We start from the raw sequence: 16088 nt of genomic DNA, 5'->3' as shown, positions 1-16088 counted from the left end.
ATCGCACCGAGGCGGACGTGGAAGCGGCGCTCGGCTGCGACCGGCTGATCTTTCAGGACCTGGAGGACCTCATCGAGGCCGTCCAGAAGAAGGGCAAGAGCCACGTGGACCGCTTCGACACCTCCGTCTTCGACGGCGTCTACGTCACCAACGACGTGACGCCTGCCTACCTGGATGCGCTGGAGCGCGGGCGCAACGACGGCGCCAGGCAGCAGTCGCGGCAGGACGAGACGGTGCTGGAGCTGCACAACTCCGTTTAGCATGCACGACGAGGACGCGCCCGACTGGGGCTTCGCCACCCGGGCGCTGCGCACCGGACACCAGCGCACCGCCGAGGGTGAGCACTGCGAGCCCATTTTCACCACCTCCAGCTTCGTCTTCGCGAGCGCGGCAGAGGCGGCGGCGCGCTTCGCGGGGGAGTCGCCGGGCAACATCTACTCCCGCTTCACCAACCCCACGGTGCGTGCATTCGAGCAGCGGCTGGCAGCGCTGGAAGGCGGCGCCGCCTGTGTGGCCACCGCCTCCGGCATGGCCGCGATCCTCGCCACCTGCATGGGCCTGCTGAAGGCGGGGGATCATCTGGTGGCGTCCCGGAGCCTGTTCGGCAGCACCACCATGCTGTTCGACAAGTATCTGGCGCGCTTCGGGGTCGAGACCAGCTATGTGGACCTCACCGACCCCGGGGCCTGGGCGGCTGCCATCCGCCCGCAGACCCGGCTGCTGTTCCTGGAGACACCCTCGAATCCGCTCACGGAAATGGCGGAGATCGCGCCGCTGGCGGAGCTGGCGCATGCACACGGCTGCCTGCTGGCGGTGGACAATTGTTTCAGTACCCCTGTCCTGCAGCGCCCGCTGGCGCTCGGCGCGGATCTGGTGATTCACTCCGCCACCAAGTATCTGGACGGGCAGGGTCGCTGTGTCGGCGGCGCCGTAGTCGGGGATGCCAAGCACGTGGGCGAGGACGTCTTTGGCGTGGTGCGCACGGCAGGCCCATCCATGAGCCCCTTCAACGCCTGGCTCTTCCTCAAGGGCCTGGAGACCCTGGAACTGCGCATGCAGGCCCACGGCCAGGCCGCAGCGGCGCTCGCCCGCTGGCTTGAGGTGCATCCAGCGGTGCAACAGGTGCACTACCCGGGGCTGGCCTCCCATCCGCAGCATCACCTGGTGGGGGAGGGCAGGCAGCAGCGCAGCGGCGGCGGCATCCTGTCCTTCGAAGTGGCCGGCGGGCGGCCGGCGGCCTGGCGGGTCATCGACGCCACCCGGCTCTGCTCCATCACCGCCAACCTCGGCGACACCAAAACCACCATCACCCACCCCGCCAGCACCACCCACGGTCGGCTGAGCCCGGAGGCCCGCGCCGTCGCCGGCATCGGTGAAGGGCTGATCCGGGTCGCCGTGGGCCTCGAGTGCGTCGGGGATATTCAGGCCGACCTGGCACGCGGACTGGACGCCGGCTCCTGACGCCGCGCCCCCCGGGCTGCATCCGCTCGGCGTTGCTGACGCGGGCGCAGTCGCCGGCGCTGCCGCAGCAGAGACCGGGCAGGATGCCGGAATCCCTTCCGACCCCGGCCGCGCCGCAACCCTTTATTGCGCCTGCGCCCACTCCGGCTGCGGGGGCCCGTCCTCCAGAATGCCGGTCTCGCCCTCGGACTTGGCGATGATCACGGCGCCGGCGGAATCGCTGGTGACGTTCACCGCGGTGCGCATCATGTCCAGGATGCGGTCCACGGCGAGGATCAGGCCGATGCCCTCCAGCGGCAGCCCCACGGCGGAGAGGATGATGGAAATGGCCACCAGGCTCGCTGCCGGGATGCCGGCGACGCCGATGGAGGTGAGCAGTGCCAACAGTACCACCGTGAACTGGGTCGCGATGGACAGCTCGATGCCGTAGGCCTGGGCGATAAAGATCACCGCCACGCACTCGTAGAGCGCGGTGCCGTCCATGTTCACAGTGGCCCCCAGCGGCAGCACGAAGCTGGTGGTCTTGTTGGAGACGCCGGCGTTCTTCTCGACGCATTCCATGGTGACCGGCAGTGTCGCCGACGACGACGCAGTGGAGAACGCGGTGAGCAGCGCAGGGCTCACGGCGCGGTAATGACGGATGGGCTTGACGCCACCCAGGAAGCGCAGCAGCAGCGGCAGCGTGATGAAGAAATGGATGCCCAACGCCGCCACCACCGTGAAAAAGAAGGCCGCGAGCGGCACGAAGGCGGCAAGCCCGGTTTCGGCGACGGTCTCCGCCACCAGCGCAAAGACGCCGATGGGTGCGAAGCGCATCACGAGGTCCGTGATGCGCATCATGATCTCGAACATGCCGTTCCAGAAGTTGTACTGGGCCTCGGCGTAGCGGTTGGCGATACGGGTGAGGAAAAAGCCGTAGAGCAGGCTGAAGAAGATGAGCCCCAGCATCTGCCCTTCGCTCGCCGACTGCACCACGTTGGTGGGGATCATGCGCAGGAAGATGGCGATGATGTCGTCGGCGCCTTTGTCGGCGAGATCCGCCTCCAGGGCCGCCGTATCCTCATGCAGGCCGAAGACCTCCTGCGCCGAGCCCTCCACCACCCCCGGCTGGATGAGGTTCACCATCATGAGTCCGGCGATGATGGCGAGCGTGCTGGTCATGGCGTAATAGCCGATGGTCTTGCCGCCGAGCCGGCCGAGATTGTCGGAGTCGCCGATGCCGGCGACACCGACGATGATGGAGGAGACGATGAGCGGCACGATCAGCATCTTCAGGGCGTTCAGAAAGAGCTGACCGATGAAGTCCAGCGCGGCGTCGATGTTGAGGCCGAGCAGCGCGCCGTCGGCGCCGACGATGAGGCCGACGATCACGGCGAGACCGAGGGCGATCAGGATTTGCCAATGCAGCTTCAGTTTCATGGGGTCCCTCTGGAACTACCGGGGTCACGCAGCACCGGCAAAGTGCTGCGGGGGCGTTGGACAATGGTTGTGGAGATTACCGGAACGCCCGCAGCGGCGGAAACGGCCGTGTGCTGAGCCGGCGTGTCTGCGAGGGCCCGGCGGGTGGTTGCTGCTTCCGCTTGAGACCGTATGGGTGCTAGACTTGAGCGCTTAACATCGGTCATTGCCATTGCGCATGATCGGACGTCCGCTGCACGCGCCGCCGGTCGCCGCATGGGCCGTCAATGGCGTCGAGCCAATGCCATGCAATTTCGTGTCTTTTATCTCATCAACCGCTCCGGCGAGTGCGTCTCCTCCACCAGCGCCGTTGCCATGACCCCAAAGGCGATCTGCGAGCAGATGCTCGACCGCCTGCAGTCGGAGGATGATTACCTGGGCATCCTGGATGCCGAAGACACGACCCTCCAGGTGCTTCCCGAACCGGATCAGAACCGCTACTACGTCGAGGTGCCCATCGACGCGGCCAAGGCCTCCTACGGGCGCTACGTGACCCGCGCCGAGCTGGAAGAGCTGGTCCGGACCCTGCCGCCGACATTCGACGAGCGCAGCATACCGGGTCTGACCTACCGCCCCTGGTAAGGCGGCGCGAGCCTCCCTCGGGCCGTCCGCCCGGGTCTCTCTCCGACGCTCAGGCAGCCAAAGCGCTGCACCCATCCAACGGCCGGCCATGCGGCCTGCGCGCGTCGATCTTCGGCGTCTCTCGGTGCGCGCTGCGGCCGGCACTTCAGTCCGCATCGTCCGCGCCCAGGCGCTGACGCAGCTCAGCGAGCGCCTGTTCCTGGCGCTTCACGCGCCGCAGCAGCTCCGGCAGCTGTGCCAGTGCCCCGAGCTCACGCAGGGTCTGCTTCATGTCCCGGGCCGGGGTGCCGAAGACGGTGGCGCCGGCGGGTACGTCCTTGGTCACGCCCGACTGGCCACCGATGCGTGCGCCGGCGCCCACCGTGACATGATCCGACACGGCCACCTGGCCGGCGACGACGACGCCGGTGCCAAGCCGGCTGCTGCCGGCGACCCCGGACTGGCTCACCAGGATCACATGCTCGCCGATGTCCGTGTTGTGGGCGATCTGCACCAGATTGTCGACCTTGGTGCCGCGGCGCACCCGGGTCTCGCCGAGGGTGGCGCGGTCCACACAGCTGTTGCAGCCGATGTCCACGTCGTCTTCGAGTACGACGCGACCCACCTGCGGCACCTTGCGATGGCATTCGCCGTCCCAGTCAAACCCGAATCCGTCGCTGCCGATGACCGCGCCGGCACGCAGCATGCAGCGTCGGCCGATGCGGCTGCCATGCATGACGGTGACATTGGGCTCGATGATGCAGTCGTCCCCGATCTGCACGTCGGCGCCGATCTGTGCACCGCCGGCGATGATGCAGCGTGCGCCGATGACCGCATCGGCGCCGATGACCGCGCCGGGACCGATGCTGACGTCTTCGCCGAGCGCGGCTGAAGCGTGCACGTGCGCCCCCCGGTCGATCCCGGGCACGGGGGGCGGGGCCAGGAACAGTGCCGCGGCGGCGAAGAAGGCCCGCCGCGGTGCCGCGCAGCGGATCAGCGCCTTGTCCGGCAGGTCCGGGAACGCCGCCGGCACCACGACGACCAGCGCGGCGCTTCGCGCGACTGCATCAGCCTGAGCGCCGTCCTCGGCGAAGCAGAGCTCCGTGGGGCGCGCGGCGGCGATGTCCGCGACGCCGGAAATGGCCACCGGCAGAGCGCTGGGCAGCACGGCAGCAGGATCGACGGCCGTGATGACCGCCGACAGGCGGTGCAGATCCAACGTCATTGCGCGTCTCCTCCAATGTGAGCCCGAGCCCATGCTCGGGCGATTGCCCAGCATCGCATATGCCGGCAGCAAGGACGATAGAATGATGGGCTGATGCATCGGGGATCACCGCAGGAGAAGCACCGGATGACCACAGCGCTCGGACCTTGGCACCAGACCTACACGCCGCCGGCGGGACCGGTGGTGCTCGCCATCATGGACGGCATCGGCCTGGCCCCGCCCAACGACGGTAATGCCGTCTCCCAGGCGGACATCCCGGCGCTGCGGGGCATGTGGCGGGACCATGCCTCGCTCCAGCTCGCGGCGCACGGCACCGCCGTCGGCCTGCCCACGGACAAGGACATGGGCAACTCCGAGGTGGGGCATACCATCATGGGCGCGGGCCGGGTGCTGCCCCAGGGGGCATCCCTGGTGCAGCGCGCCATCGCCGACGGCTCCCTGTTCAGCGGCGAGACCTGGCAGCGGCTGGTGGCCCAATGTACTGGGGACAACGCTGGGGACAACGCTGGGGACACCGCTGGGGACACCGCTGGGGACACCGCGGGCACCCTGCACCTCATCGGCCTGCTGTCGGACGGCAATGTGCACTCCCACATCGATCACCTGTTCGCGCTGCTGGACCGGGCGGACGCCGCCGGCATCGCCCGGGTGCGGGTGCATCCGCTGCTCGACGGCCGCGATGTGGAGCCGCACTCGGCGCTGCGCTATCTGGACCAGCTGGAGCAGCGGCTCGCGGCGATCTCCGCCAAGACCGAGCGCGACTACCGCATCGCCTCCGGCGGCGGGCGCATGCGCACCACCATGGACCGCTACTGGGAGCGCCCCGCCGTGGTGGAGGCCGGGTGGAAGGCGCATGTCCTCGGCGAGGGGCCGCCTGTGGCGAGCGCCCGGGAGGCGGTGGAGGCGGCCTACGCCGGGCAGGTGCCCTCGGATCAGCAGATCGCGCCCTTCGTGGTCGTGGACGGCGATGGCCGGCCCGTCGGCACCATCGAGGACGGCGATGCGGTGCTCCTGTTCAACTTCCGCGGTGACCGGGCCATCGAGCTGTCCGCCGCCTTCGAGCAGGACGACTTCGATTTCTTCGACCGCCGCCGGCGTCCGGACGTGCTCTTCGTCGGCATGCTCCAGTACGACGGCGATCTGATGCTGCCGCGGCATTGCCTGCTGGTGCCGCCGCCCATCGACAACACCGTCATCGAGCGCCTGAGCGCGGCCGGGGTCGATACCTTCCACGTCGCCGAAAGCTCCAAATTCGGCCACGTGACCTACTACCTGTTCGGCATGCGCTCCAAGCCCTTCTCCCATGCGACGGTGCGGGAGGTGAGCTCCGGCGGGCTGGAGCCGGCGGAGCACCCGGAGATGAAGGCCGCCGAAGTGGCCGACGCCGTCATCGACGCCGTGCGCTCCGGCGACTACCGGCTGATTGTCGTGAACTTCGCCAACGGCGACATGGTGGGCCATACGGGGGATCTGCCCGCCGCCGTCACGGCGGTGGAAGCGGTGGATGCCGCGCTGGCGCGCATCTGTTCGGCCGTGGACACCGCTGACGGCGTGCTGGTGGTCACCGCCGACCACGGCAACGCCGAAGAGATGCTCCAGTGGAGCGCCAAGACCGCGGCCTTCAAGCGGGATGCCGAGGGCAAGCTCATCGCCAAGACCAGCCATACGCTGAACCTGGTGCCCTTCGTCATCGTCGATCATCGCCAGCCGCCCGGCTATGCGCTGCGCCGCGACCTGGCCCGCCCGGGTCTCAGCAATATCGCCGCCACCGTGCTCAATCTGCTCGGCTATGCGGCGCCGGCGAGCTGGGAGCCATCACTTATTCGCCCGGCGCCGGAGCAGGCTGCGGGTGGATGAAAAGGCGCGATGGGGCGATGGTGGCACTGCCCGGATGTGAAATGAATATCTGAGTCTCGGCAATGAATGTCGATCCGAGGGCGCTTGACTAAGGTCCGGCCCAGGGCTAGTTTGCAGAGGATAACGCTCACCGCCCATTGCGCGGTAATGCCCTCCGCGGGTCCGCTTCCGGGCCATGCACACAGCGCCTGAACTGGTGCTCGCGGTGGCAGGCGTTGCTCCCTCTCATGCCTGCATCGGCCCATGGGCGGCAGCAGGTCCATCGCAGCAAGAGGCAAACGTCATGACCCAGAAAGCCACGAAGCTCGTCATCATCACGGAGAAGCTGCTGCTGAAAGAGATCGCCAAGATCATCGACGCAGCGGGTGCCACGGGCTACACGGTAATGGCCGCCGGCGGCAAAGGCAGTCGCAATGTGCGCTCTTCCGGGCAGCCGGCCGTCTCCGATACTTTCGTCAACGTCAAGATCGAGGTGCTCACCGCGAGCCGCGACATGGCCCTCCAGATCTCCGACGAGGTGGCCAATCGCTTTTTCGATAACTATTCCGGCATCACGTATCTCTGCGAGGCGGAGGTGCTGCGGGCGCACAAGTTCTGACCCGCCGGCTCGATTCTGCATGCGGGAGCCGGGCACCTGCCCGGCTTTTTTTATGCCTGCGATTTGCGCACGGCCCGGAGCGGCCGGCGGGGAGCAAGTCCCATGGGAATGCAGCGGCGGACGCTGCGGGGGCGCACGGAGCGTTGTGCCGCGCTGCGCCGCAGAATGCCGGGCAAAAAAAACCCGCGCCGACCTCCGGCCGGCACGGGTTGCTTGTGGTCTCTACAGTCGGCTCGGCGCTGACGCCCCGGGGTGGCGTGCGTGAGCTGACGCTGCGAGCGGGCTGGCTAGCCGCCGAGCAGGGCCTGGGCCAGGCCGATGTAGAGCGGGATGCCGATCGCAATGGCCACCGGCGTACCGACAGCAGTGGACGAGCCGACGTAGGCCGACGGGTTGGCCGACGGGATGCCGGCGCGCAGTGTCGGTGGGCCGGAGATATCTGAGCTGGAGCCGGCAATGACGGCGAGGAGCACGACGCCGCCCGGGCTGAAGCCGGTGGTGACGTGCGCGATCCAGCCGAGGCCGAAGGCGATGAGCCCGTGCGTCAGCGGTGCCACCACGGCATAGACCGCGTACCAATGGGCGACCTTGCGCAACTCGTTGAGCCGTGCCCAGGCCTCCATGCCCATCACGAGCATGAGCACCGACAGCAGCCCGCGGAAGAGCGGATTGAAGAAGCTGTCGTAGACGGATTGCGGCTGGGTCAGCAGTCCCAGTGCAATGCCAAGCAGGAGGGCGGACAGTGCCGAGCCCTGCAGGCTTTCCTTGATGATGGGCCAGACCTGGACCTTCTCCGAGCCGTTGCCCCGCTTCTTGTTCAGGTAGATGGACGCGAGCACGATGGCCGTCACCAGGGCGGGAATATCCATGAACGGATACAGCGCCGCGGCCCAGCCCTCGTAGTTGATGTTCTCTGCCTCCAGCAGCGCCAGGGCGGCTGCGAGAGTGGAACCGCTCACTGCACCGAACAGACCCGCTGTCGCGATCCCGTCCTCTGTCTTGACCCCGGGCAGCATGGCCAGGGTGTAGCGGCCGATCACGACGATCAGAATGCCCAGCACCACTGCGAACAGTGCCGGCAGGAACATTTCGGCGAGCTCTGCCTCCCGGATCTTCATGCCACCCTTCAGGCCGACCCGCATGAGCAGCATGAAGACGATGAATTTGTACAAGGCATCCGGGATTTCCAGTCGGCTGCCCAGGGCGGCAATGATCATGCCGCCGAGCAGGAACCCGAGTGTGGGGGATTGCAACTGCGAGGCGAAGCGCAGTAGGAAGTCCATCAGCGCGTCCACGTTGTCACTCCTCTTGGGTCAGGATCATCGGGGATCAGGACTTGAGGCGACCATGGCCTCGGATCCTGGATGAAGCGTTACGTGCGGGCAGCGCGTCACGGCGGGACTCATCATCCATTGCGCGAAGGCTGCCGCGCATTGCGGCCCGAAGATAAGGACTTGCGCGGAAAAGCGCAAATGATTTGGTGAATCAGGGACGATTCATCAGCGCTGCCCCCGCATCGTCATTGCACCGCGTTTATTGATTCGTGGAATCCGAGCGATGGCACGGGGAATTTCGTTTGTGACGGCCTGCGGAGGACCAATCCTGTCACGGTGCCGGGGCGGTGCTGTGCCCGCGCCGAGGGGCGCACACGGGCGCTCGCCCGGCGTGGCTCCGCCAAGGTGCGCCGCTGCGCACCGCTCGTCCACCGCCGCCGCGGGCGGCAATCAGCGAGGTCATCGAAATGCGTAACCTGTTGATCGGTGTTGTCGGCGCCGGCTTTCTGACGGCCGGCGCAGGGGCTTGGGGCTGGGAGGTGGCGTCTTACACGCCGAGTGCAGTGGTGCCGCAGCTGCCGTCGGCGGCGCAGGCGGTGAGGCTGACGCAGTCGCCGCGGGCGCCGCTGTGGTGGCTGCGCCGGCCGTACCAGCAGGCAACGGCGCGCGCCTGGATGGGTGTCCCCGCGCGACCGGCACCGCCACCCATAGAGCAGGCGTCCCAGATGGCGCCGCAGAGCGCCCCGCAGGTGGCAGGGTTGCGCTCCGCCGGTGGTGCGGCGCAGGCGCAGCCCGACCGCGCCGACTAGCGCAGCATGCGCGCGCCGGACCTGCGGGTGAGGGCGTATCCGGCGTCGGCGACGGTTCGCCGACGCCCTCGTCACATCAGCCCGCCGTCACATCAGGCGGGCGTCACATCAGATCGCCGTCACATCAGGTTGTCACGCAGGTCGCCATAGGGTGTTTTAGCCTTGAAAAAGTACTCGTACAGCAACGGCTGGCCGTCCTGCTCATGTAGCAGACCCGCGTTCTCAAGGATGCGATAGGCATTGCCGGGGATCACCTTGCCGTTGCGGGCCACGAACAGCAGTGCCCCCGGCACATAGCCCAGCAGCTCGCCGGTGCCGGCGTCGGCGAGGTCTTCCATCCAGGTCGGAATGCCCTGGGGCAGGATGTCGAGCCGCGGTGCCGGGCCGAGATCGTGCGCCGCATGGAGCCGCAGCAGCGCCAGCTGAATCACGCCCAGGGAATAGGTGATGCAGGAGCGCTCCAGCAGTTGATACGAGAGCTCCGCCTCGCCCATCAGATGCGTGAGCGGGTCGTCCGGTAGGGCGGCGGTGGAGAAGGCCGCTGCAATCTCGGCCTTGTCCGCGGGCGTGAAGTCGGTCAGTGCGGCCGCATCCGGCAGCGCAAGCTCGCCTGCCTCCGCCATCGCGGCGATGGTGCGCCTCGCCAGCGCATCCCCCATGAGCAGTCCCGTCATCAGCACCGTCGCCGCCGCGTCGCCCGTCTCCGGCAGCCTGAGCGGATAGCAGTGCCAGGGATTGCCCCTGAGCGCGTCGCCCAGCCAACGGGTGCGCCCGCTGTAGGCGCGGGCGGTGAGGGCATAGGTCTCGGGGCTCATGCCGGCGATGGGGTCGTAGCGCGTCTGCGGGGGGCGCCAGGCCTCCCAGCTCAGCACCAGGTCGTCGAGCGGCCGTATCAGGCGCTGCGGGCGGCCGTCGCGGCCCAGCACCACCGGCTGTGCATCACCGGCGAAGACGAAGCGCAGCTGCGCGTGCCCCATGGCCGTGTCCTTGCCTTTGGCATTGCGGTCCGGCGTCAGACACCATTGGACATCCGACAGGCCGTCCAGCGGGATTTCCACGGTGCCGAGCAGGTTCTCACCGGCCGTGGGGTTGCCGCCGACGGACACGTTGCGCACCCGCACCGTGCCTTCCGGACCCGAGAGGACGCTGCGGCTCCAGTCCACGAAGAACGGGACCATACTCAGCGCAAGCCCGTTCGGCAGCGCGTCTTTCGGCACGTCCACGAGGAAGAGCGGCGTCGGATCGCGGCCCCAGCTCAGCAGATCCACCGCGGAGCCGGTCTGCACCGCGCCGGCGTCGGGCGCCGCGAGCCGCGGCACCGGCGGCGCCGGCCGATCGAGCGGCGGTGGCGTAAGCCAAAGGATGAGGCCGGCGACAAGGCCCATCAGGACGATGATCAAGTGCCGTGCACGCTTGGTCATGGGTGTGTTTTCGGGTTCCCAGCGGGGTTGTTACACAGCGCAGTGTATCCGCTCCCGGCGCCGTCCGGGCTCTCGCGCCGCCAGGACGGCGCATGTCGGTGGACGAGTGTGCACCTGCTATGATGCCCACCGCGCGGACCCGGTATCCGGACCAGGTTTCGCCGCCGGTCGCCGTGGACAACAGACTCAGGAAGCCCGCATGCCGATACTCACCACGCCTCCAGCCGCCGTCGCGCCGCCGCGGACAGACGCAACCGCTGCGCAGCGGACAGGGTATGCCGTTGCGCTGCCAGCGCTGTTGCTGATGGCCGGCTGCGGCGGCGAGCCTGAACAACAGGCGAGCGAGCCGCCGGCGGTGGGCGTCATCGAGGTCGGCGAGCAGAAGGTCAATCCGTACATTGAGTTCGTCGGCAAGACCCGGGCCGAGGCCTCCGTGGCCTTGCTCGCGCGGGTGACGGGCTTTCTCGAGGCGCGCGAATTCGAGGAAGGCGGCGACGTGGAGGCCGGACAGGTGCTGTTCGAGATCGAGCCGGACCAGTACCAGGCGACGCTGGCCCAGGCGGAGGCCGCCCTTGCGGCGGCGGAGGCGTCGCTGAACCGCGCCCAGGTGGATCTTGCGCGCTACCAGGAGCTGCGCAAGAGCAACAACGTGAGCCAACAGGAGGTGGACAAAACCCAGGCCGAGGTTCTGGTGCAGGAGGCAGCCGTCGAAACGGCCAAGGCCGACATCGAGAAGGCCAGGCTCAACGTCGAGTACACCCGCATTACGGCGCCCATCGCAGGGCGCATCGATGTGGCCGCCTTCGACGTCGGCAATCTCATCGGCCCGGATTCCGGCGTGCTGGCCACCATCAACCGGATGGACCCGATCAACGTCACCTTCTCGCTGGCGGAGACCTGGTACCTGCAGATCCAGCAGCAGTCCCAGCAGCGGCGCGCCGACACCGGCGATGCCGATGCGGCCGCTTTCGTCCCCAGGCTGCGGCTGGCGGACGGCACGCTGTATGAGCACCCGGGCCGGTTCGACTTCATCGACAACAAGGTGGACGAGGCCACCGGCACGGTGCGGGTCCGTGCCGAGTTCCCGAACCCCGACCGGCTGCTGCTGCCGGGGCAGTTCGTCACGGTGGTGATCGAGCGCCGGGATGCCGTCGATGCAGTGCTGCTGCCGCAGGCGGCGATGCTGACCGACCAGGGCGGCAGCTATGTGCTGGCGGTGAACGACGAGGATCAGGTGGAGACACGGCGCATCCGCACCGGGCAGCGCTTCGGGGCCAACGTCGTCGTCGAGGACGGCCTGAAGCCCGGTGAGCGCGTGATCCTGTACGGCATCCAGAAGGTACGCCCGGGGATTGAGGTGGTGCCCGAGCTGAGCGAGGCGCCCTCCGACCCGGCGGCGCAGGCCACGTCCGAGCTGCCGCCCGCCGGCGACGAAATCGATGCCGCGGGCGCGGCGGCGGGCGAAGACGGGGCCGAAGCACAGGCGGAGCCCGCCGCTGCGGAGGACGGCGACGCGGAGGCGGCGCCGGCGGATGACGAGACCGACGCGGCGGCCGGCGATGACACAGGGGCCGGGGAGGATGCCGCGTCCGGTGACGATGACGCGGGCGCTGCTGACGTTGCTGCCGGGGCGGAGGCCGACGGCGACATGCCCAAGCCGGCGGACGCCGACTGACGGCCCCCCACCGCACCCGCACAGTGCACCCTCCCGCCCAGCTCGCCGTCGCCGGAGCCTGTCCATGCCCCTGTCCAAATTCTTCATCACCCGGCCGAAGTTCGCCTTCGTCATCTCCATCGTCATCTCGCTGGCCGGGCTGCTGGCGCTGAGGGCGCTGCCGGTGGCGCAGTTTCCGGAGATCACGCCGCCGACGGTGAGCGTCAGCACCCAGTACCCGGGCGCCAGCGCCGATGTCGTCGAGCAGACCGTCGCCGCGCCCATCGAGCAGGAGGTGAACGGCGTCGAGGGCATGATCTACATGTCCAGCAAGTCCGACAACGACGGCCGCTACAGCCTGACGGTCACCTTCGACATCGGCACCGACGCCGACATGGCCCAGGTGAAGGTGCAGAACCGCGTCGCCACGGCCCTGCCCAAGCTGCCGCAGGAGGTCCAGCGCCAGGGCGTCAAGACCGAGAAGCAGTCCACCAACATGCTGCTGATCGTGAACCTGTTCTCGCCCAACCAGACGCTGGATGCGCTGTTCCTGAACAACTACGCCACCATCAACGTCAAGGACACCCTTGGGCGCGTCAACGGCGTCGGCAAGGCCGAGATCATGGGCGTGATGGACTACGGCATGCGCTTCTGGCTGAAGCCGGACCGCATGACGGCGCTGGGGGTGAGCGTCGCCGACATCCAGAACGCCGTCGCTGAGCAGAATGTTCAGGTGCCGGCGGGGCAGATCGGTGCGCCGCCGGCACCCACCGACCAGCAGTTCCAGTACACCGTCACCACCAAGGGACGGCTGTCGGAGGTCGAGGAGTTCGCGAACATCATTATCCGCATGCAGCCGGACGGCTCGGCCATCCGCATCCGCGATGTCGCGCGGGTGGAGCTGGGCGCGCAGGCCTACTCCGCGGAGGGGCGGCTCAACGGCCAGCCGTCCGTGGTGCTGGCGGTGTATCAGACACCGGACGCCAATGCGCTGGCCACCGCGGATGGCGTCAGGGCGGCGCTGGCGGGGCTCGCCGAGCGCTTCCCGGACGACATGGACTACAGCATTCTCTATGACACCACCAACTTCATCGAGGCGTCCATCAGCGAGGTCGTGGAGACGCTCTACATCGCCGTCGCTCTGGTGGTGCTGGTGGTGTTCATCTTCCTTGGCGACTGGCGCTCCACGCTGATCCCCGGCATCGCCATCCCGGTGTCGCTCATCGGTACCTTCGCGCTGCTCGCGGTCTTCGGCTTCACGCTGAACACCATCGTGCTGTTCGCGCTGATCCTGGCCATCGGCATCGTCGTGGACGACGCCATCATCGTGGTGGAGAACGTGCAGCGGCTGATGGCGGAGGAGGGGCTCGACCCCAAAGCCGCCACCGCCAAGGCCATGGACCAGGTGGGCGGCGCCGTGGTGGCGACGACCCTGGTGCTGCTGGCGGTGTTCGTGCCCGTCACCTTCATGCCGGGCATCACAGGGCAGCTGTACAAGCAGTTCGCGGTGACCATCTCCGTCGCCGTCGCCATCAGCTCCATCAATGCGCTCACGCTCAGTCCGGCGCTCTGCTCGGTGCTGCTGAAGCGCGACCGCAAGCCGCTCAGCTGGCTCGGCTGGTTCGACCGCGGCTTTGCGAAGCTCACCGGCGGCTACACGGCGGCGGTGCAGACCACGCTCAGGCGCGCGGCGCTGATGGCGCTGCTCTATGTCGCCATCATCGGCACGACGGCGTGGATGTTCGTCGCCTTGCCCACCGGCTTCCTGCCGGAGGAGGACCAGGGCTACTTCTTCATCGAGGTGCAGCTGCCGGACGCGGCCTCGCTCACCCGCACCCAGACGGCGCTGGACCGGGTGGAGCAGCAGCTCCTGGAGATTCCGGGGGTCACGGACATCATCTCCGTGGTCGGGTATTCCATGCTGAGCGGCGCCTTCGGCTCCAACAGTGCGCTGGTCATCCCGGTGCTCGCGCCCTGGGACGAGCGCCAGGAGCCGTCGCTGCGGCTCGGCAGCATCGTCGCACAGGCCCGCGGCATCGCCGCGGAGACGGCGGACGCCAACATCATCCCCTTCGTGCCGCCGGCCATTCCGGGGCTCGGCACCTCCGGCGGCTTCAGCTTCGTGCTGCAGGATTACACCGGCGGCGAGCTGCAGGACTTCGCCGCTGTGATGCGCGGCTTCGTCGTCGCCGCCAACCAGCAGGCCGCCGTCGGCAGCGCCTACAGCACCTTCCGCGCCGACGTGCCCATGCTCTACCTGGAGGTCAACCGGGACAAGGTGCAGACGCTCCAGGTGCCCATGAGCGAGCTGTTCGCGACCCTCCAGTCCCAGCTCGGCTCCACCTACATCAACGACTTCAACAAGTTCGGCCGCACCTGGCGAGTGCTGGCGCAGGCCGAGGGTGAGTTCCGCAACCAGCCGTCGGATATCCTCAGGCTCTTCGTGCGCAGCAAGACCGGCGAGATGGTCCCCGTCGCCACCCTCGCCGAGGTGGAGACCCGCACCGGCCCGCAGATCGTCTCCCGCTACAACCTCTACCGCTCCATCGACATCACCGGCGGACCCGCCGCCGGCTTCAGCTCGGGCCAGGCGATTGCCGCCATGGAGCAGGCCGCCGCGGACAACCTGCCGTCGGGCTTCGGCTACGAGTGGACCAGCATGAGCTACCAGGAGATCCAGGCCGCGGGGCAGGCGCCCATCATCTTCGGCCTGGCGCTGCTGTTCGTGTATCTGTTCCTGGTGGCCCAGTACGAGAGCTGGTCCATTCCGCTGGCGGTGCTGCTGGCGGTGCCCGTGGCCGTGTTCGGCGCGCTTGCGGCCACCGGCGTCGCCGGGCTCGACGTGAACCTGTACACCCAGATCGGCCTCATCATGCTCATCGGCCTCGCGGCGAAGAACGCCATCCTGATCGTCGAGTTCGCCAAGGAGCAGCGCGAGACCGAGGGGCTGTCCATCTTCGACGCCGCCCTCAAGGCGGCCCGGCTCAGGTTCCGCGCCGTGATGATGACGGCGCTGTCCTTCCTGCTCGGCATCTTCCCGCTGGTCATCGCCAGCGGCGCCGGCGCCGGCTCCCGCGTGGCGCTCGGCACCGCCGTCTTCGGCGGCATGCTCGCGGCCACCGTCATCGGCATCCTGCTGATCCCGGTGGCCTATTTCCTGGTGCAGGGGGTGCGCGAGCAGGTCAACGCCATGCTGGGCGGTAAGGCGGCAAGCCCAAGCGGCCCGCGTCAGGTGCAATGAATGAGCAACAGTTCTGATCCCGCGTACGAGCGCTTCGCCGAGATGGATTTTGCCGATGCCAAACCTGTCAAGGCGATCTCGGCACTGGCGCGAGTGCAGTCCGAGCACGCGTCTGGGCAAGAAATCACGGTACCCGTTGACGACGAGTTGCTGGCGCGAATTGCTGCCTGCGCGGAGCGCTCGGGCGACGATTACCGGACCATCCTGCACAATGCTCTGGCGCGCTGCCTGGAGGCAGAGCCGGAAGCGCAATAGCCGTCTCGCCTGTCATCGGAACAGGCGCGCAGCGCAACGCGCCGATGACCCGCTCCTGGCGCCGCCCCGTCCCCAGCCCCTTGCCCGACGCCGCGACAGGCAACACCCAGGCGCTCACAGCAGATCGTCCAACGGGCTCGCCACGCCCTGCGCCCCCTGCCGCAGCACATGCGTGTAGACCATGGTCGTCTGCACATCCTTGTGCCCCAGCAGCGACTGAATGGTGCGGATGTCCGTGCCGCGCTCCAGCAGGTGTGTTGCAAAGCTGTGACGA

Annotated in this window: 13 protein-coding genes and 1 pseudogene; 9 read left to right on the top strand and 5 right to left on the bottom strand. The window is 68.1% G+C overall.

Features of this window, described 5'->3' with window-relative positions:
* Together QZ607_RS24340 and QZ607_RS24335 are read left to right on the top strand one after the other, a co-directional pair.
* Window positions 1-260 (top strand): annotated as a pseudogene (locus QZ607_RS24340) (amidophosphoribosyltransferase); the annotation flags it as partial.
* Window position 261: 1 nt separating this feature from the next.
* Window positions 262-1461, top strand: coding sequence for an O-succinylhomoserine sulfhydrylase (locus QZ607_RS24335; protein ID WP_295888417.1), 1200 nt, complete (start codon window positions 262-264; stop codon window positions 1459-1461).
* Window positions 1462-1584: 123 nt separating this feature from the next.
* Here the strand turns inward: QZ607_RS24335 and QZ607_RS24330 are convergent, their stop codons facing one another.
* Window positions 1585-2880 carry a dicarboxylate/amino acid:cation symporter gene (locus QZ607_RS24330; RefSeq protein WP_295888415.1) on the bottom strand — a complete coding sequence of 432 codons (1296 nt, stop codon included), beginning with the start codon at window positions 2878-2880 and terminating at the stop codon, window positions 1585-1587.
* Between the two features lie 285 nt (window positions 2881-3165).
* On the opposite strand from QZ607_RS24330, the gene QZ607_RS24325 reads away from it, so the two are divergent.
* Window positions 3166-3501, top strand: coding sequence for a hypothetical protein (locus QZ607_RS24325; RefSeq protein ID WP_295888413.1), 336 nt, complete (start codon window positions 3166-3168; stop codon window positions 3499-3501).
* Window positions 3502-3646: 145 nt separating this feature from the next.
* Here QZ607_RS24325 and lpxD read toward each other — a convergent pair whose 3' ends face one another.
* Window positions 3647-4705: a UDP-3-O-(3-hydroxymyristoyl)glucosamine N-acyltransferase gene (lpxD, locus tag QZ607_RS24320; protein ID WP_295888411.1), complete on the bottom strand. Its 1059-nt coding sequence runs from the start codon at window positions 4703-4705 to the stop codon at window positions 3647-3649.
* Between the two features lie 126 nt (window positions 4706-4831).
* On the opposite strand from lpxD, the gene gpmI reads away from it, so the two are divergent.
* Together gpmI and QZ607_RS24310 are read left to right on the top strand one after the other, a co-directional pair.
* Window positions 4832-6562, top strand: a complete 1731-nt coding sequence (gpmI, locus tag QZ607_RS24315) for a 2,3-bisphosphoglycerate-independent phosphoglycerate mutase (protein WP_295888410.1) — start codon at window positions 4832-4834, stop codon at window positions 6560-6562.
* Between the two features lie 283 nt (window positions 6563-6845).
* The gene (locus tag QZ607_RS24310; RefSeq protein WP_295888408.1) at window positions 6846-7160 is read left to right on the top strand and encodes a hypothetical protein; all 315 of its coding nucleotides are present in this window, start codon (window positions 6846-6848) and stop codon (window positions 7158-7160) included.
* Between the two features lie 287 nt (window positions 7161-7447).
* Here QZ607_RS24310 and QZ607_RS24305 read toward each other — a convergent pair whose 3' ends face one another.
* Window positions 7448-8455 carry a sodium-dependent bicarbonate transport family permease gene (locus QZ607_RS24305; protein WP_295888406.1) on the bottom strand — a complete coding sequence of 336 codons (1008 nt, stop codon included), beginning with the start codon at window positions 8453-8455 and terminating at the stop codon, window positions 7448-7450.
* Between the two features lie 446 nt (window positions 8456-8901).
* Between QZ607_RS24305 and QZ607_RS24300 the strand changes: the two genes are divergently transcribed.
* A complete protein-coding gene (locus QZ607_RS24300) occupies window positions 8902-9243 on the top strand; it encodes a hypothetical protein (protein WP_295888404.1) in 342 nt (113 codons plus the stop codon).
* 119 nt (window positions 9244-9362) lie between these two features.
* On the opposite strand, the gene QZ607_RS24295 is transcribed toward QZ607_RS24300, so the two are convergent.
* Window positions 9363-10664, bottom strand: coding sequence for a hypothetical protein (locus QZ607_RS24295; protein WP_295888402.1), 1302 nt, complete (start codon window positions 10662-10664; stop codon window positions 9363-9365).
* Between the two features lie 199 nt (window positions 10665-10863).
* On the opposite strand from QZ607_RS24295, the gene QZ607_RS24290 reads away from it, so the two are divergent.
* From QZ607_RS24290 to QZ607_RS24280, 3 genes are all read left to right on the top strand, one after another.
* Complete coding sequence (locus tag QZ607_RS24290) at window positions 10864-12339, top strand: efflux RND transporter periplasmic adaptor subunit (RefSeq protein WP_295888401.1); 1476 nt, start codon at window positions 10864-10866, stop codon at window positions 12337-12339.
* Window positions 12340-12403: 64 nt separating this feature from the next.
* Window positions 12404-15559 (top strand): efflux RND transporter permease subunit, encoded by a 3156-nt coding sequence (locus QZ607_RS24285; RefSeq protein WP_295888399.1) that lies wholly within the window; start codon window positions 12404-12406, stop codon window positions 15557-15559.
* On the top strand, window positions 15560-15814 hold the full coding sequence (locus QZ607_RS24280; RefSeq protein WP_295888397.1) for a hypothetical protein: 255 nt from the start codon (window positions 15560-15562) through the stop codon (window positions 15812-15814). It abuts the gene before it with no gap.
* Window positions 15815-15928: 114 nt separating this feature from the next.
* Here QZ607_RS24280 and QZ607_RS24275 read toward each other — a convergent pair.
* Window positions 15929-16088: tyrosine-type recombinase/integrase (locus QZ607_RS24275; protein ID WP_295888419.1), on the bottom strand; the 160-nt coding region annotated here is incomplete at its 5' end.

The organism is uncultured Thiohalocapsa sp., from assembly GCF_913063425.1.
Lineage (GTDB): Bacteria > Pseudomonadota > Gammaproteobacteria > Chromatiales > Chromatiaceae > Thiohalocapsa.
Note: the sequence above shows the minus strand (reverse complement) of the source record. Positions and strands in the feature narration are given on the sequence as shown.